Source organism: Allobosea sp. NPDC055353 (assembly GCF_053644975.1).
In genome coordinates, this window is sequence record NZ_JBSHMC010000003.1 from 167,446 (window position 1) to 183,099 (window position 15,654).

Here is a 15,654-nt window from a genome sequence, read left to right on the forward strand (position 1 = left end):
AAGGACCTACACCTCACCCCTGCCCCTCTCGCTCTGATCTCGGCTGTTGCCGAGAGCCCCGAAAGCCGTCAGCCGCAGTTCATCTTGTCGGCCGGCATCTCGGCGCCGATCATCCAGCTCGTGCCGAAACGGTCGGTCAGCATGCCGAAGCGCGGCGACCAGAAGGTCTCGGCCATCGGCATCATGATCTTGGCGGCGCCTTCGGAGAGTCCGGCGAAGATGCGGTCTGCCTCTTCCGGCGTCGCAACGCCGACGCTGACCGAGACCGAGCGCATCGGCCCGTCCGAACGATCCGGCGGCGCGTCGGAAGCCATCAGCATCTGGCCCTCGATCTCCAGGCAGGCATGCAGGATCTTGTCCCGCCATTCCGCCGGGACATGCTCCTCGGCCGGCGTGCCCTTGTGGTCCATCATGGCGAGCATCCTGCCGCCCAGCACCTTCTCGTAATGGGTAAAGGCCTCGCGGCAATTGCCGTCGAACATCAGATAGGTCGAGAGTTTCATCGCGTGTCCTCCTGGATGCGGTGGAAAGCGTTCAGCGCTTGCGGTGGTATTGGGCGGCCATGAACTCGGCCCACTGGCCGTCGGGCCCAAGCACGCGCGAGGTCAGGGTGCGGTGGTCCGGCGACAGGAAGGTGATGACGTCCTGATACTTCGCCATCGAGCCGTCGCCCGCCATGCTGGGCCCCTCGGTGTCGAGGACCAGCGACTTGCCGTCTTCGGAAATGACACCATCATAGGTCCACATCATCGTCATCATCGAGGCGACGAAGCTGCCGACGAAGCGGCCCTTGGCCGGATCGAAGCCGAGCGTCATCAGGCTGGTGACCGGCTTGCCCTCAGGCCCTTCACCCTGCCCCTCGCCCAGCGTCCAGAGCCCGCCGAGCGAGCGCACGCTCTCCGTGCCCTTCGAGGCTGACGGCGGTTGATCCGGTCCCATCGAGCAGTTCATCTCGGCGGTCCAGTCACCGACCAGCTGGTGGAGCCACTCATGCTCCTTCTGCGGTTCGCCCATCATGGTTTCTCTCCTCTCGTGTTGTTGTTTTCGGGGATCGGGGTTGATGCGCCGCCTCAGGCGGCGCGCTCGGCCGCAGCCTTCATGGCCTTGAGTCCGGTCTCGAAATCGCCGCCGACCATGCGGTCCATATCCATGAAGACATGCATGATCTTGCCGATGAACGGGGTCGGGCCGGTCATGATCCAGGTCACGTTCGTCTGCTGGCCCTGCGGCGTCAGCGCGAAGACGACGTCGTTATGCGCCTCGAAGGGCTTGAGGAAATCGAGCTTGAGCGCGAGCTTGCCCGGCACTTGGGCCTCGGTGATGCGCATGCTGCCCTCGCCGACATTCTTGTCGCCGGCCCAGGCATAGGTCGCGCCGACGCCGGTCTCGGGGCCGCCGAAGGTGCGCTTCATCGCCGGGTCCTTCTTCTCCCAGGGCGACCAGGCGTTCCAAGCCCGGAAATCGGCGATCAGCGGATAGATGCGCTCCGGCGCGGCATTGATCGCGATGGAGCGGGTGACCTGGAAGGTATCGGGCTTGCGGGCGGCCAGGATGAGCACGACGACGATGCCGGTCGCGAGAAGGCCGAGCAGGCCGAGAAGAATGGTCTTGAGCATGACGAACACCTGAAACTGAATTGAAGGAATGGCTTTGGCGTCAAACGCCCGGCTTATCGGGTGGTTTCGCCTTGATCGCGCGGAGCATCTCGTCCAGCCGCCCCAGGCTCTGGTCCCAGAAACGGCTGTAATGCTCCAGCCATTGCGAGACGTCCTGCAGTGGGCCGGGGTCGAGCCGGCAAGGTCGCCACTGGGCTTCCTTCCCCCGCGTGATCAGCCCGGCGCGCTCCAGCACCTTCAGGTGCTTGGAGACCGCCGGCAGGCTCATCGCGAAGGGCTCTGCCAGCTCCTTCACGGAACTCTCGCCTTGCGACAGCCGGGCCAGGATGGCGCGGCGCGTCGGGTCGGCGAGGGCTGCGAAGGTCAGGCTGAGCGGGTCCGTCGACATCGTATGAAACCGATAAGTTAATTAACTGATCAGTTTACTAATCACATTCCTCCTGCCTGTCAACCGGGCTGGGCCACAAGCTGGCGCGGGCCACCGCCGGTTGTTGTCAGGAGCGCGGACACGCGGCTAGAACCGGAGAGAGAACGAGGAGGGTTCATGAGCTTCGAGACCGCAGCGACACCGGAAGCCGCCGTGGACCGGCTCGAACGGCTCTATGACGAGGCACGCTCGGCCCTGCGCGGCGATCTGCAGCGCTTCTTCGATACCGGCGAGGCGCCGACGGCGGATGACCGGGAGCGCTATCGCTACCCGATGCTGCGCGTGACCTACGAGCCGTCGAAGCTGCCGGCAGCAACGCGGCGCGGCTATGCCAAATTCGCGGTGCCCGGCATCTACTCGACCACGGTGACGCAGCCGGCGGAGTTCCGCGCCTATCTGCTCGACCAGCTCAAGCCGCTGGTCGCCGAATATGGCGCGACGATCGAGACCGGCGTCAGCACCCAGGAAATCCCCTACCCCTATGCGCTCGAAGGCGGCGACGAGCTCGGGCGCGGCAAGATCACCGCCGCCGAGCTGGCGCGCTATTTCCCGACGCCGCTGCTGGCGCTGGTCGGCGACGAGATCGCCGATGGCAGCTACGAGCTGATCGAGGGCGAGCCGCGCCCGCTCTCGCTGTTCGACGCGGTCCGGGTCGATTACTCGCTGCGGCGGCTGGTGCACTACACCGGCACGGACTGGCGGGCGGTGCAGCCCTGGGTGCTGCTGACCAACTACCACCGCTATGTCGACCAGTTCGTGCGGCTCGGCCTGGCCGAGATCGAGGCGGGCACGGCGGAGGCTCTGATCGCGCCAGGCGGCATTCGCATCGACCGTGACGGCATCGACGTCTCCGCCGCGGAGCGGGTGATGTCGGCGCCCTGGCACCGCTTCCAGATGCCGGCCTATCACCTGATCCGGACCGGCGGCGAGGGCGTGACGCTGGTCAATATCGGCGTCGGCCCTTCCAACGCAAAGAACATCACCGACCATCTCGCGGTGCTCCGGCCGAATTGCTGGCTGATGGTCGGCCATTGCGGCGGCCTGCGCCAGACCCAGATCATCGGCGACTACGTGCTGGCCCATGCCTATCTCCGGCAGGACCGCATCCTCGACGATCTCGTGCCGCCGGATATTCCGATTCCCGCGCTGGCCGAAGTGCAGGTCGCCTTGCAGCAGGCGGCAGCCGACATCACCGGCGAAAAGGGCGACCGGCTGAAGCAGCGCCTGCGCACCGGCACCGTCGTGACCCAGGACGATCGCAACTGGGAACTGCAATGGACCAAGGAGCGGCGGCGCATCAACCTGTCACGCGCCATCGCGGTCGATATGGAATCCGGCACGATCGCGGCTCAAGGGTATCGCCTCAGGGTGCCCTACGGCACCTTGCTCTGCGTCTCCGACAAACCGCTGCATGGCGAGATCAAGCTGCCGGGCGCGGCGAACGCGTTCTATGAGCGCGCGGTGGGCGAACATCTGCGCATCGGGCTCGACGCGCTGGAGAAGCTGAAGGTCACGGGCTCGGCGATCCATTCGCGCAAGCTCAGGAGCTTCGACGAGCCGCCGTTCCGGTAGATACTCGCCGTCATTGCGAGGAGCGAAGCGACGAAGCAATCCAGGGGGATTGAGCTGAAGCTCCCAACCCAGTCCCCCTGGATTGCTTCGCTACGCTCGCAATGACGGCTAGGGCGGCGCTCGCCTCAGCCGAAGACGCCGTAGGCCAAGAGCCCCGCGATCACCCAGAGCGCGATATTGCCCCAGCGGTTGCGCCGGGCTTCGGCCCGGCCGATCGCCTCGACGCTGCGCTCGTCGAGCGAGAAGCCGTGGCGCGAGGCGTCCTCGAGCTGGCCGAGCACGCGCTCGGCGCGGACGACGGTGTCCGGCAGCGTCGCGAGCGAGCCGAGCAGGGAGCGGGCGCCGCGCCCGGCTTCCTCCAGCCTGCCGATCGGGCCGAGATTATGGGTGATCCAACTCCGCACCACCGGATCGGCCGTGCCCCACATGTCGAGATGGGGATCGAGCGTACGGGCGACGCCCTCGACCACCACCATGGTCTTCTGAAGCATGACGAGCTCGGTGCGGGTCGCCATGTCGAACATGCCGGTGATCTCGAAGAGCAGGGTCAGGACCTTGGCCATCGAGATCTGGTCGGCGCTCTTGTCGTGGATCGGCTCGCCGACCGCGCGGATCGCCTGGGCGAAATCCGCGACGTCGTGATGGGCCGGGACATAGCCCGCCTCGAAATGCACCTGCGCGACGCGGGTATAGTCGCGGGTGATGAAGCCGAGCAGGATTTCGGCGAGGAAGCGCCGCTCCTTCAGGCCGAGCCGGCCCATGATGCCGCCATCGACCGCGACGAGGCGCCCCTCCGCATCGACGAAGAGGTTCCCGGGATGCATGTCGGCATGGAAGAAGCCGTCGCGGATCGCGTGCTTCAGGAAGGACTGGATGATGTTGCGCGCCAGCTCCGGCAGATCATGGCCGGCAGCACGCAGGCCCTCGACATCGGAGAGACGGACGCCGTCGATCCATTCGTCGACCAGCATTTCGCGCGCGGTGAGCTGCCAGTCCGGCTCCGGCACGCGGAAATCGGTGTCGCCTTTGGTATTCTCGGCAAATTCGGACAGCGCGGCGGCTTCGAGCCGGAGATCCATCTCCATCGCCACCGAGCGCGCCAGAGTCTCGACCACGCCGGTGAAGCGCAGGCGACGGGCCTCGGGTGAACGCGCCTCGGCCATCTCGGCACCGAAGCGCATCGCGGCGAGATCGCGGTTGAAGCGGTCGCGGATACCGGGGCGCAGTATCTTCACCGCGACCTCGCGGCCATCCTTCAGCCGGGCGCGGTGGACCTGGGCGATCGAGGCGGCGGCGACCGGCTCGCTGAATTCGGGGAACAGCGTCTCCAGCTTCACGCCATGCGCGGCTTCGACGATGGCGCGGGCTTCCGCCATCGGGAAGGCGGGCATGCGGTCCTGCAGGGCCGAGAGATCCTCCGCGATCTTCATGCCGACGACATCGGGCCGCGTCGCCAGGAACTGGCCGAACTTCACATAAGACGGGCCGAGCCGGGTCATCGCCGCCGCGAGGCGGGTCGCGGAAGAGCCGGCGCCGCGCCGCTCGATCAGGCGGCCGACGCGGATCAGCCCGCGCGCCAGCGGCGGCAGCACGGAGGGGTCGACCAGCGCCAGCGCCCCCTCGCGCGCCAGCACGAAGCCGACGCGCGCGCCGCGCAGCATGTGAAAGAAGGAGGAGATCATGCCGCCGCAGCCAGCATCACAGCTTCCAGCCGGAATGCAGCGCCACGACGCCGCCGGTCATCGGGGTAAACTTCGCCCGGCGGAAGCCGGCATCCTCGATCATCCCCGCGAAAGCCTGCGGCTTCGGGAACTTGCGGATCGACTCGACGAGATACTGGTAGGGCTCGGCCTCGCCGGTGACCATGCGGCCCATCGGCGGGATGACCTTGAAGGAATAGGTCTCGTAGATCTTGTCGAGCAAGGGCACGTCGACATGGCTGAATTCGAGGCAGAGGAAACGCCCGCCGCGCTTCAGCACGCGATAGGCCTCGGCCAAAGCCTTGTCGATGCGCGGCACGTTCCGGATACCGAAGGCGATGGTGTAGCAGTCGAAATGATTGTCGGGCAGGCCGAGCTCTTCGGCATTGCCCTGGACGAAGCGGATGCGATCATTGTCCGGGAAGCGCTTGTCGGCGCGCTCGCGCCCGACGCGCAGCATGTCGGCATTGATGTCGAGCACGGTGACATCGGTCTCAGGGCCACCGGCCTCCAGCACCGAGAAGGCGACGTCGCCCGTGCCGCCGGCCACGTCGAGATGATGGAAAGGCCGATCCTTCGCAGGATTGATCGCGGTCAGCAGCGCGCTTTTCCAGACCCGGTGCAGCCCGCCCGACATCAGGTCGTTCATCAGGTCGTAGCGGTTGGCGACCTTGTGGAAGACGTCGTCGACCTTGGCCTGCTTCTCGGCGAGCTTCACCGTCTCGAAGCCGAAATGGGTGGTGTCGGAAGCTGCTGTCACGGTCGGGCCGGCCTTGTGCAAATCTGTCTTGTATTCGCTTGTGCCGATCAATAGCCAAAGGCGGCGGGCTTGTCGCGGCCCGTCTCGACGCAGGCTTTACGAAGGTCGTTGATATGCCGGAGCTACCCGAGGTCGAAACCGTCCGGCGCGGGCTGGAGCCCGCCCTGCTGGGCGAGCGCTTCCAGCGCGTCGAGCTGCGCCGGCCGGACCTGCGCTTTCCCCTGCCCGAGCGCTTCGCCGAGCGGCTGACCGGGCGGCGAATCGAGGCCCTGTCGCGGCGGGCGAAATACCTGATCGCCGATCTCGACGACGGCGCGGCGCTCGTGATGCATCTGGGCATGAGCGGGCGCTTCATCGTCGAGGCGCCGGGCACGCCACCGACCGAGCCCGGCTCCTATTATAATGAGATCGGCCGGCACCTGATCCATGACCATGTCGTGTTCGAGATGGGGACCGGCGCGCGCGTCACCTATAACGACGTGCGTCGCTTCGGCTTCATGGACATTCTGCCGCGCAACGAGCTCGAGACCTGCAGACACTTCGCCGGGATGGGCATCGAGCCGCTCGGCAACGAACTCTCCGGCGAAACGCTGGCGAAGCTGTTCGCGGGCAAGTTCGCGCCCCTGAAGGCCGCGCTGCTCGACCAGCGGCTCGTGGCGGGCCTCGGCAATATCTATGTCTGCGAGGCCTTGTTCCGGGCCGGGCTGCATCCGGAAGCGGAAGCAGGGACGATCGCGACCCCGACGGGGCGGCCGCGCGAGACCGCGCATGAGCTCGCCCGCATCATCCGCGAGGTGCTGGAGGAGGCGGTCGCGGCCGGCGGCTCGACGCTGCGCGACTTCGCCCATGCCGACGGCTCGCTCGGCTATTTCCAGCACCGCTTCAAGGTCTATGATCGCGAGGGTGAGGTTTGCGTCACGCCGGGTTGCGGAAAGCTGGTGAAGCGGCTGGTGCAGTCGGGACGCTCGACGTTTTATTGCGAGAGCTGCCAGAAGCGGGCCGTTCGCTAGCAGTCCGATGTCCGCTTAGGGTCGCAAGCTGACATCACCGCATCGGTTCGGGCTTTGCGCGGAAAGGAAGCGTCAGGACCGCGCAGAGCATACTCCCCAACGCAAAGCAGGCGATCAGCTTTGGGCCCGCCTGAAACCAGAACTCGCTGTGGAAGATGTGAGGCCCTGGCAGCGGAAAAACTAGAGCTACAATTGCCCCGATTAAGCAAGAAGCACCTATATAAGCTGTATTTCTGACGATTGATGGCGAGAGAAGCGCGACAAAGCACCCCGCCAGCAGGGCATGAACAAAGCCGCCAAAATAAAATATGCTCAATCTTGCGACGAGAAGAACACCAAGCATTCCATACAATTCATGCGCATGTAGCAGCCAAGAAAAATTGAGCAATAAATCGTATGAGAATAATGTTAAAAGCGGTCCGAGCGCTGCATAAGTTGCAATCGTCAGTGCAGATCGGACGATTCTCATCCGAACGTGCCGGAAATCAATGGTGTCGTCAGGCATGCCGCTTGGCCAAGGTGAGGTTCAGCCTGACCCTAGACCGCAGATGATTTCACGACAATGCGAAGGGACACACAAGATTAACGGCGGATCGAGCGACGAAGTCCAACCTCGGTCGTCCGACGCGGTGCGGTCGCGGCCATGACAGTGCGGAATGTCCGCAACGGGTCGGGAGCGGAAGTCGATCGCAGCACCTACCCCTTCTCCGAGGACCTCATTTCCGAGGCACCCTGAGCTCACGATATCAACTTGTCGTAACCGACAAACGTGAACATGCGTTCGCCCAGCACGAGAGGGGAGGGCTTTCCCCGAAACTGGTGGACCCCGACTGCCAACTCTGTCTCGGGGGCAGATAGCCAATGTTGTTCGAAGTCTAGCCCTTCGAACCGTCGACAAATCATGGGCACCCGATCCGGCTTTCGGCGGTGGCGGGTCCAGATAACGCGCCCACCGGTTGCGCACAGATGCGGACAGCGGTCGATCGTGCGCTCGATATCACCATCATGGATGTTGCCGAACACGCCGCAGATCAGCACGAGATGCGCTGGCGTCATGCCGCGATAATGATCGCTGATCGACGCGTCAGCGGTCATGACCTCGATCTGATGAAGCCCGCTGGAGAAGGCGAGCCGCTCGGCAAACTCCGTATTTCGACGGTCCAGCTCGACAAGGCGGGCCTGAACGTCATTCCGGCGCGGATGACCCTGCAGGACCTCGAGCAAATCCCGGCCTTGGCCTGCGCATAGGCTGATTACGCGGATCGGACCCGGATCGCAGCTGTTGAGAGCAAGGTCGATTTGCGCTTGAACAGTCCGCAGTCGCTCGGCCATCCGTGAGTGGGGAGTGTCGTATTTGCTGTGCCAAGTTTGCCAATCCACAACGGCCTCGGGTCAAAACGTCGCCTCACACAGAGTAGCCCCTGTACGATGTCTGCAATGGGTCGGCAGCCGACATTGGCGTCCGCCCGGCAATGCACCAGCCAACGCTCGGGTCGACGCGAGCGTCGGCTAGTGGCCGCCTCCGGCAAGACCGATTCCGGCGATCAGTGCGCCCCACACCTTCAGGCGCAAGCCGACAGCCTTGATCACGCCTGTGGCCGCGATCAGGTGCCCCGTGAATCCGCCAAGATCGTTGGTGTAGGCCTGAACGATGCAGCCGGTACCGTCGACCATGATCTTCTCTTGTTCCTTATGCTCAAGCTCCAGATAGACCAGAAGCGATCCGCGCGGGGCTCGCTGACTGAGATCGATCAGTTGCCCTCCCGGCACGATCTGGCCGGCCGCTATCGCCGGCTGGATGTGACGGACCCGTGCGGGGAGGACCGTGTTGCTGAAGCTCAGGCCGATATTGGTGTCGCAGGAAATTTCCGCAGGCATCCCTTCGTAGAGGGATGTGCGCGCGACCTGGGGAAAGCCCGCCGTGATTCTGAGCGGAAGATCGTTCGGGCGGTCGGGAATGATCACCATGGCGGGGCTCAATATCAGCGTGGACGCGGGACTTCCCGCGCTCATGGCCAATTGGGTCACGACACCATCGGTGAACGAGCGCACCTCGGTCATCCCCAACGCAACCTTGGCGCTTTCCAGAGCAGCCTCGGCAGCTTTCCGCTGCGCCGGGATGGTTTGGGAAATCTCGGCCCGAGCCAGGCTTTGTTGCGCCTGCGCCGACGCCAGATTGGCCTCGCCGATCGCGACGGAAGACTCCGCCAGGCGCACGGCTTCCCTTGTACCGGAGTTCCTGGCGGCCAGAGCCTGCGCGTTTTCGAGGTCGCCTCTCAGCTTCTCCAGCGAAGCGCTCGACACGGCCACGCTCGCCTCCGCGACCTTCAGGGTGTCAGAGGCTTTGGCCGCGGCGGCCGTGATCTTGTCGAATTCGGCCTCCGCCTGCTTCAGCGCCGCCTTCTGGGTGTTGTTCTCGATCCGGAAAAGCAGATCGCCGACAGAAACCTTCTGCATGTTCCTGACGGCAACCTCCGTCACCGGGCCGCTCGTCTGCGCGACGATCGATACGGTGCGGTAAGGCAGGAGGCCGGAATAGGACTTCGGATGGAAATAGAAAATCGTGACGAACAGGAAGAATGCGAGCAAGGCCCAGAGGAACACCGCCGTGCGCATGTTCCAAACGGTCATGGCTTCGCCACGACGCTTCAACTGGTAGTAGCGGAAAATCGCCGGAAAGGAGGTCAGAAGGAGTTCGATCACTTCTGTCCCCCTTCGGCCGGAGCAGGGGCAGCGACGACCGCAACGTCGGAAGATCCCGCGCCGACGGCCACCGGCAAGACGACGGCTTGCTCGTCGCCCTCGCCTTCACCTTCGTGAATTCGCGGAACGTGGAAGCGTGACCAGTCCGCCATCAGGGCGAGAAGGATTGCGCTCAGCGGAAGGAGAACGTGGAAATGCTCGAGCGGAAAGACTTCGTAGAGCAGGGCGATTGCCAACAATGTCGGGATTGTCTTTGCAAGCGGGGTGCCCTTCGAGCTGTGTTCGGCCCAACGGTCGAATGCCGCATAGAGCGTCACGATCCCGTACAATGCGAGGCAGATGACGGCCAAAGCCACCCATGCCAACGTGTCCGTATCGCCCGGAGCGGTGAACCAGGATGGGCTTGAATGCCCGAGACTGGCTTCTGTCGCCATGGAACAATCCCTCAGCAAGTAATCAGCGGTAGCCTATCGGGCGTTCGTATACGAACTGCGAACTGTAAGCGCGTTGGGCAAGAACATGTCGAGGCTAGGTCACCAGCAGACATTGCCCGGAAACCAAGCCCCGCCCTTCATGCCGCCTTTATCCTCGTTCCACCTGATCCCGAGAACCCTTCTCCCCCTGCGGGAGAAGGTGGTCCGGCGTAGCCGGGACGGATGAGGGGTCTCGCGGTGCCTCGGCATGTCAATGTCTGACAAAGGGCAAACGATATCAGACAATGCGACCCCTCACCCCAACCCTCTTCCGCAGGGGAGAGGGGTGCCGCGAGGTTCTCGCACACCCTCCGCCACGAGATGACCGGAACAAGCCCGACCATGACGACAGGCGGCGGCGGGGAGGCAGCGCGAATGCGCGGATGCGTGCGACGCGCATGGACCACTCTCCCGCCGCCCGCTAAAGCTGGCGGCACAGGAGCATCCGGGAGGCCGCCATGGCTTATGAGACCATTCTCGTCGAGACGAAGGGCAAGGTCGGGCTGATCACGCTCAACCGCCCGCAGGCGCTGAACGCGCTGAACGGCCAGCTCATCGGCGAGATCAACCAGGCGCTCGACGGCTTCGAGAAGGATGCCGAGATCGGCTGCGTCGTCCTCACCGGCTCGGAAAAGGCCTTCGCCGCCGGCGCCGACATCAAGGAGATGCAGAGCCGCATCTTCCCCGGCACCTATCTCGACGACAAGTTCGAGGACTGGGACCGGATCGGCCGGCGCCGCAAGCCGATCGTCGCGGCGGTCGCGGGCTTCGCGCTCGGCGGCGGCTGCGAGCTCGCCATGATGTGCGACTTCATCATCGCCGCCGACAATGCGAAATTCGGCCAGCCCGAGATCAATCTCGGCGTCATCCCCGGTGCCGGCGGCACGCAACGCCTGACCAAGGCGGTGGGCAAGGCCAAGGCGATGGACCTGTGCCTGACGGGCCGGATGATGAATGCCGAGGAAGCCGAGCGCTCCGGCCTCGTCGCCCGCGTCGTGCCGCTGGCCGACCTCCTGACCGAGACGCTGAAGGCGGCCGAGGCGATCGCATCGAAATCGCTGCCCTCCGTGATGATGGCGAAGGAATCGGTCGAGCGCGCCTTCGAGGTAACCCTTCAGGAGGGGTTGCGCTTCGAGCGCCGCGTCTTCTCCTCGCTCTTCGCGACCGCCGACCAGAAGGAGGGCATGTCCGCCTTTGCCGAGAAGCGGAAGCCCGATTTCAAGAACGCTTGACAGGTTTGACGCGAGCCGAAAAGGCGCGGGGAACCCTCTCCCGGAGGGAGAGGGCAGGGTGAGGGGTCGGCCGCTCCCCGCGTTTGCCGTGAGGTGGTCGCTGCGCAACCGTGAGGCGATACCTTACTGGTCCAGGGGCCTACACCTCACCCCTACCCCTCTCCTTACAGGAGAGGGGATCCCGCGCAGATGGCTGCCATCGTCTCGTATTCGGAAACGCAACACCGGCCTGCTTCTGCAAGGCTTGACCATCGAGCGGGCGCGGACACCATGCCCGCAACGTAGCGCAGGATCCGCATCATGACCGCCAGCAGCCCCGCCCTCCCGACCTATGCCGATGTCGAGGCCGCGGCAGGGCGGCTCCAGGGCATCGCCCATCACACGCCGGCGATGAGCTCGGCCACCGCCAACCGGCGGACGAATGCCAGCCTCGTCTTCAAGCCCGAGAACCTGCAGCGCATGGGCGCCTTCAAGTTCCGCGGCGGCTACAATGCGATCGCTTCGCTCTCGGCCGAACAGAAGAAGGCCGGCGTCGTCACCTATTCCTCCGGCAACCATGCCCAGGCCATCGCCTATGCCGGCCAGCTCCTGGGCGTACCGACCACGATCATCATGCCGAACGATGCCCCGGCCGCGAAGGTCGCGGCGACCGAGGGCTATGGCGGGCAGGTCGTGCGTTATGACCGCTATAAGGAGAACCGGCTCGAGATCGGCAACAAGCTCTCCACCGAGCGTGGGCTGACGATCATCCCGCCTTACGACCATCCTGACGTCATCGCCGGACAGGGCACCGCGACCAAGGAGCTGATCGAGGATGCCGGCCCGCTCGACATCCTGCTCGTGCCGCTCGGTGGCGGCGGCCTGCTCGCCGGCGCGGCGCTCGTCGCCAAGGCGCTGAACCCGGGCTGCCGCGTCTTCGGCGTCGAGCCGGAGGCCGGCAATGACGGACAGCAATCCCTGCGCAAGGGCGAGATCGTCACGATCGGCGTGCCCAAGACCATCGCCGATGGCGCCCAGACCGCCTTCCTCGGCGACCTGACCTTCCCGATCATCCAGCGCGAGGTCGAGGATATCGTCACCGTCAGCGACGCAGCGCTCGTCGACGCGATGCGCTTCTTCGCCGAGCGGATGAAGCTCGTGGTCGAGCCGACCGGCTGCCTCGCCGCTGCGGCCGCCTTCACCGGCTCCGTGCCGGTCGCCGGCAAGCGGGTCGGCATCATCCTCTCCGGCGGCAATGTCGATCTGGCGAGTTTCGCGGCCTTCATCGCGCCGTCCGCCTGAGATCGGTAGGCTTGCGGCGATTCCGGCGTTGACGTAGCGCCGGCAAGCGACTATAGCCCCACCACTCGCGGCGGCCCGCGCAAGCTCGGCCGCCGCGCACGTTTTTCCAGCAAGGATGCGGCCAGCCCCGCCGGCAATGACGCCAGGCGACCGGTCGCGATGAAGAGACGAGGACGTTTCGATGGCCAATACGACGTCGGCCAAGAAGGCTACGCGCAAGATCGCTCGCCGCACCGAGGTCAACAAGGCGCGCCGCTCGCGGATGCGCACCTTCCTGCGCAAGGTCGAGGAGGCGATCGCCTCCGGCGACAAGGCCAGCGCTGCCGAGGCCCTGAAGGCCGCCCAGCCGGAAATCATGCGCGCCGCGCAGAAGGGCGTGGTTCACAAGAACACCGCCTCGCGCAAGGTTTCGCGCCTCGCGCACCGGATCGGCGCGCTGGCTTCCTGAGCCTAAAGTCTTAATCGTTTCGACGACGGAAAGCCCGGCCGCAAGGCCGGGCTTTTTCGTTGGCTTCGTGGCCTCTGTGGCGCCCTCGCCACAGGCTCCGACGGAACAAAACAAAGCTGCTTTCAAGCGATTTTCGCAAGCTTTCCACGGTCTTGCGTACTTGACTCTCGGGCGCCGTTCAGGGCGCGAAGTCGCCCTCCGAGGCGGACTTGGCCGCTCATAAAAAGATGTTATTTTTCATCATCTTAGCAGGCAAAGGATTTTGGAAGACGGAATCGCGGCGACTCTGTGGCGGGCTTTCCGGGGGCTTGTAAAAAAAGATTCGGCCGCCCGCGAAAGGGGGAGCGTGAAGAAAATCTTAAGTTCCCCAACCAATTGCGGCGGACTGCCCCATGGTCAGGAACAGCCGCCGCGCCGCGAGTCTCGGAAGCCGGCTGAAAGGGGTGTTGCAGCCCGTCGAGAGCGCCTTGTAAGGTCCCTCCATCGCCGGGCGGACAGCAATGACCGCCACGGGATTTCCAGAGATGATCAGCGTTTTGGCTCGCGACCATGGAGGTTGGAGGATGTGACCCTTTGTCTTTTGTGATCGAGATGAAGGGTGGCGTCGTCTCAAGGCGAGCCTTCCAAGCGTAATCAACATAAGCGGGACCGGAACCTGCCGCGGCGTCATGCGCCCGCCGGGACCGGAGCCATTTTGACCAGACAGCAGCGCCGGGACGGTGGCCAGGAGGCGACCGCCGAACCCGAGCTATGCACATTTTCAAAGAACGGGGCCATTGATGTTCGAGCGGCAGGATTTCGGAGACATGGTCGAGACGACGCCGGTGGTGGTGACGATCGCTGCGGAAGAGACCGCCGTCATCCGGGCGGAGGAGGCATCGATTCAGGACGCATGGGAGCGCGTGCGCCGGCGCCTGCGGGCGGAGCTCGGCGAGGATGTCTTCTCGAGCTGGTTCGGGCGGCTTGAGATCGCCGGCATCGTCGAGGGCGTGGCCTATCTCACGGTTCCCACCCGCTTCCTGAAGAGCTGGCTCGAGGCGCATTACACCGAGCGCCTGCGGGTGAACTGCATCGCCGAGCTGCCGGCCCCGAACGGCGTGCTGCTCTCGGTGCGCACCGTGTCGCGCGACCCTTCCGCCGTGCCGCAGATCGACGCCCTGCGCAGCCGCCCCACGGCCGCGGCCAGCCCGGCACCGAGCGAAGCCGGCCGCCCCGCCGTCGCGAGCCCTCCGCGGCCCGGTGATAGCGACCTCGTCGATGCCTGCGGCACCGGGCTCGACCGGCGCATGAGCTTCCAGAGCTTCGTCGTCGGCAAGTCGAACCAGCTCGCCTTCGCCGCGGCCGAGCGCATTGCGGCTGCGCCCGCGGGCCAGAGCCCCTATAACCCGCTCTACCTTCATGCCGGCGTCGGCCTCGGCAAGACGCATCTCCTGCAGGCGATCGCGCAGGATGCGCGCCGCCAGGGCAAGCGCGTCGCCTATTTCACCGCCGATCGTTTCATGTACGGCTTCGTCGCGGCGCTGAAGTCGCAAACGGCGCTCGCCTTCAAGGAGAAGCTGCGCGGCATCGACCTGCTCATCGTCGACGACGTGCAATTCATCCAGGGCAAGTCGATCCAGCAGGAATTCGGCCACACGATCAACGCCCTGCTCGATGCCGGCAAGCAGATCGTCGTCGCCGGCGACCGCCTCGCCGGAGAACTCGAAGCGCTCGACGAGCGCATCCGCTCGCGGCTCGGCGGCGGCCTGGTGGTCGAAGTCGGAGAACTCGACGAGACCCTGCGCGCCACGATCCTGTCCAGCCGGCTGGAGGCGCTGCAGGCGACCCACCCGAACTTCCGGGTCAGCCCCGACGTCGTCGCCTATGTCTCGCGCGTCGTCGCGACCAATGGCCGCGACCTCGACGGCGCCGCCAACCGCCTGCTCGCCCATGCCACGCTGTCCGGCCAGCTCGTGACGCTGGAGACGGCGGAAGCGGCCATCCGCGATCTCGTCCGCACCCGCGAGCCGCGCCGGGTCAAGATCGAGGATATCCAGAAGCTCGTTGCGACGCGCTACAATGTCAGCCGCGCCGACATCCTCTCGGAGCGCCGCACCGCGGCCGTGGTAAAACCGCGCCAGATCGCGATGTATCTGTCGAAAGCGCTGACGCCGCGCTCGCTGCCCGAAATCGGCCGCCGCTTCGGCGGGCGCGACCACACGACGGTGCTGCACGCCGTGCGGAAGATCGAGAAGGCGATCAGCGAGGACCGCTCGCTGCATGACGAGGTCGACCTGCTGAAACGCATGCTGCAGGAGTGAGCCTGGAAAGCGTTCGCCACGCCCGTGAAATGGTTGTGGTTGCCCGGGCGGGCAGGCCTTGCGCCCCCGCCCGGTGTCCTGCAATGTCGCTGGCCATTCATTCGGCTCGCGCCCTGGCGCGCGGGCGGCCAG

General features: G+C 65.2%; 16 protein-coding genes. 6 read left to right on the plus strand and 10 right to left on the minus strand.

Annotated features, from left to right (window positions below; translation table 11 throughout):
* Positions 1-68 precede the first annotated feature (68 nt).
* Genes ACWIEX_RS21320 through ACWIEX_RS21335 form a run of 4 tightly spaced genes read right to left on the minus strand, consistent with a single transcriptional unit; the run spans position 69 to position 2,004 of the window.
* Positions 69-503, minus strand: a complete 435-nt coding sequence (locus ACWIEX_RS21320) for a VOC family protein (RefSeq protein ID WP_454034954.1) — start codon at positions 501-503, stop codon at positions 69-71.
* Between the two features lie 31 nt (positions 504-534).
* On the minus strand, positions 535-1,017 hold the full coding sequence (locus ACWIEX_RS21325; RefSeq protein WP_454034955.1) for a DUF1579 domain-containing protein: 483 nt from the start codon (positions 1,015-1,017) through the stop codon (positions 535-537).
* A gap of 53 nt (positions 1,018-1,070) precedes the next feature.
* Entirely contained in the window at positions 1,071-1,616 is a 546-nt protein-coding gene (locus ACWIEX_RS21330; protein WP_454034956.1) for an SRPBCC family protein, read from the minus strand.
* Between the two features lie 40 nt (positions 1,617-1,656).
* The gene (locus tag ACWIEX_RS21335) at positions 1,657-2,004 is read right to left on the minus strand and encodes an ArsR/SmtB family transcription factor (RefSeq protein ID WP_454034957.1); all 348 of its coding nucleotides are present in this window, start codon (positions 2,002-2,004) and stop codon (positions 1,657-1,659) included.
* Positions 2,005-2,160: 156 nt separating this feature from the next.
* Here ACWIEX_RS21335 and ACWIEX_RS21340 point away from each other — a divergent pair, with 156 nt between their 5' ends.
* Positions 2,161-3,615, plus strand: coding sequence for an AMP nucleosidase (locus tag ACWIEX_RS21340; RefSeq protein WP_454034958.1), 1,455 nt, complete (start codon positions 2,161-2,163; stop codon positions 3,613-3,615).
* A gap of 125 nt (positions 3,616-3,740) precedes the next feature.
* Here the strand turns inward: ACWIEX_RS21340 and ubiB are convergent, their stop codons facing one another.
* Together ubiB and ubiE are read right to left on the minus strand one after the other, a co-directional pair.
* The gene (ubiB, locus tag ACWIEX_RS21345) at positions 3,741-5,297 is read right to left on the minus strand and encodes a 2-polyprenylphenol 6-hydroxylase (RefSeq protein WP_454034959.1); all 1,557 of its coding nucleotides are present in this window, start codon (positions 5,295-5,297) and stop codon (positions 3,741-3,743) included.
* Between the two features lie 16 nt (positions 5,298-5,313).
* Positions 5,314-6,075: a bifunctional demethylmenaquinone methyltransferase/2-methoxy-6-polyprenyl-1,4-benzoquinol methylase UbiE gene (ubiE, locus tag ACWIEX_RS21350; RefSeq protein ID WP_454034960.1), complete on the minus strand. Its 762-nt coding sequence runs from the start codon at positions 6,073-6,075 to the stop codon at positions 5,314-5,316.
* 113 nt (positions 6,076-6,188) lie between these two features.
* Between ubiE and mutM the strand changes: the two genes are divergently transcribed.
* Entirely contained in the window at positions 6,189-7,085 is an 897-nt protein-coding gene (mutM, locus tag ACWIEX_RS21355; RefSeq protein WP_454034961.1) for a bifunctional DNA-formamidopyrimidine glycosylase/DNA-(apurinic or apyrimidinic site) lyase, read from the plus strand.
* Between the two features lie 34 nt (positions 7,086-7,119).
* On the opposite strand, the gene ACWIEX_RS21360 is transcribed toward mutM, so the two are convergent.
* From ACWIEX_RS21360 to ACWIEX_RS21375, 4 genes are all read right to left on the minus strand, one after another.
* The gene (locus tag ACWIEX_RS21360) at positions 7,120-7,590 is read right to left on the minus strand and encodes a hypothetical protein (protein ID WP_454034962.1); all 471 of its coding nucleotides are present in this window, start codon (positions 7,588-7,590) and stop codon (positions 7,120-7,122) included.
* A 233-nt stretch (positions 7,591-7,823) separates the two neighbouring features.
* Positions 7,824-8,417, minus strand: a complete 594-nt coding sequence (locus ACWIEX_RS21365) for a class I SAM-dependent methyltransferase (RefSeq protein WP_454034963.1) — start codon at positions 8,415-8,417, stop codon at positions 7,824-7,826.
* A 177-nt stretch (positions 8,418-8,594) separates the two neighbouring features.
* Entirely contained in the window at positions 8,595-9,788 is a 1,194-nt protein-coding gene (locus ACWIEX_RS21370) for an HlyD family secretion protein (RefSeq protein WP_454034964.1), read from the minus strand.
* Positions 9,785-10,222, minus strand: coding sequence for a hypothetical protein (locus ACWIEX_RS21375; protein WP_454034965.1), 438 nt, complete (start codon positions 10,220-10,222; stop codon positions 9,785-9,787). Before ACWIEX_RS21375 ends, ACWIEX_RS21370 begins: the two co-directional genes overlap by 4 nt.
* Before the next feature lie 497 nt (positions 10,223-10,719).
* Here ACWIEX_RS21375 and ACWIEX_RS21380 point away from each other — a divergent pair, with 497 nt between their 5' ends.
* The 4 genes from ACWIEX_RS21380 (at position 10,720) to dnaA (ending at position 15,522) form a co-directional block, all read left to right on the plus strand.
* Positions 10,720-11,493 (plus strand): enoyl-CoA hydratase, encoded by a 774-nt coding sequence (locus tag ACWIEX_RS21380; RefSeq protein ID WP_454034966.1) that lies wholly within the window; start codon positions 10,720-10,722, stop codon positions 11,491-11,493.
* A 300-nt stretch (positions 11,494-11,793) separates the two neighbouring features.
* A complete protein-coding gene (locus tag ACWIEX_RS21385; protein ID WP_454034967.1) occupies positions 11,794-12,774 on the plus strand; it encodes a threo-3-hydroxy-L-aspartate ammonia-lyase in 981 nt (326 codons plus the stop codon).
* Between the two features lie 181 nt (positions 12,775-12,955).
* Positions 12,956-13,222 carry a 30S ribosomal protein S20 gene (rpsT, locus tag ACWIEX_RS21390; protein ID WP_061970750.1) on the plus strand — a complete coding sequence of 89 codons (267 nt, stop codon included), beginning with the start codon at positions 12,956-12,958 and terminating at the stop codon, positions 13,220-13,222.
* A gap of 779 nt (positions 13,223-14,001) precedes the next feature.
* Positions 14,002-15,522 carry a chromosomal replication initiator protein DnaA gene (gene dnaA / locus ACWIEX_RS21395; protein WP_454034968.1) on the plus strand — a complete coding sequence of 507 codons (1,521 nt, stop codon included), beginning with the start codon at positions 14,002-14,004 and terminating at the stop codon, positions 15,520-15,522.
* Positions 15,523-15,654: the final 132 nt, after the last annotated feature.

Coding starts and splice junctions, on each gene's coding strand:
- ACWIEX_RS21380 (WP_454034966.1), top strand. CDS start 10,720: ATGGCTTATGAGACCATTCTCGTCGAGACGAAGGGCAAGGTCGGGCTG.
- ACWIEX_RS21320 (WP_454034954.1), bottom strand. CDS start 503: ATGAAACTCTCGACCTATCTGATGTTCGACGGCAATTGCCGCGAGGCC.
- ACWIEX_RS21385 (WP_454034967.1), top strand. CDS start 11,794: ATGACCGCCAGCAGCCCCGCCCTCCCGACCTATGCCGATGTCGAGGCC.
- ACWIEX_RS21330 (WP_454034956.1), bottom strand. CDS start 1,616: ATGCTCAAGACCATTCTTCTCGGCCTGCTCGGCCTTCTCGCGACCGGC.
- ACWIEX_RS21365 (WP_454034963.1), bottom strand. CDS start 8,417: ATGGCCGAGCGACTGCGGACTGTTCAAGCGCAAATCGACCTTGCTCTC.
- mutM (WP_454034961.1), top strand. CDS start 6,189: ATGCCGGAGCTACCCGAGGTCGAAACCGTCCGGCGCGGGCTGGAGCCC.
- dnaA (WP_454034968.1), top strand. CDS start 14,002: ATGTTCGAGCGGCAGGATTTCGGAGACATGGTCGAGACGACGCCGGTG.
- ACWIEX_RS21360 (WP_454034962.1), bottom strand. CDS start 7,590: ATGCCTGACGACACCATTGATTTCCGGCACGTTCGGATGAGAATCGTC.
- ACWIEX_RS21335 (WP_454034957.1), bottom strand. CDS start 2,004: ATGTCGACGGACCCGCTCAGCCTGACCTTCGCAGCCCTCGCCGACCCG.
- ACWIEX_RS21340 (WP_454034958.1), top strand. CDS start 2,161: ATGAGCTTCGAGACCGCAGCGACACCGGAAGCCGCCGTGGACCGGCTC.
- ACWIEX_RS21375 (WP_454034965.1), bottom strand. CDS start 10,222: ATGGCGACAGAAGCCAGTCTCGGGCATTCAAGCCCATCCTGGTTCACC.
- ubiB (WP_454034959.1), bottom strand. CDS start 5,297: ATGATCTCCTCCTTCTTTCACATGCTGCGCGGCGCGCGCGTCGGCTTC.
- ACWIEX_RS21325 (WP_454034955.1), bottom strand. CDS start 1,017: ATGATGGGCGAACCGCAGAAGGAGCATGAGTGGCTCCACCAGCTGGTC.
- rpsT (WP_061970750.1), top strand. CDS start 12,956: ATGGCCAATACGACGTCGGCCAAGAAGGCTACGCGCAAGATCGCTCGC.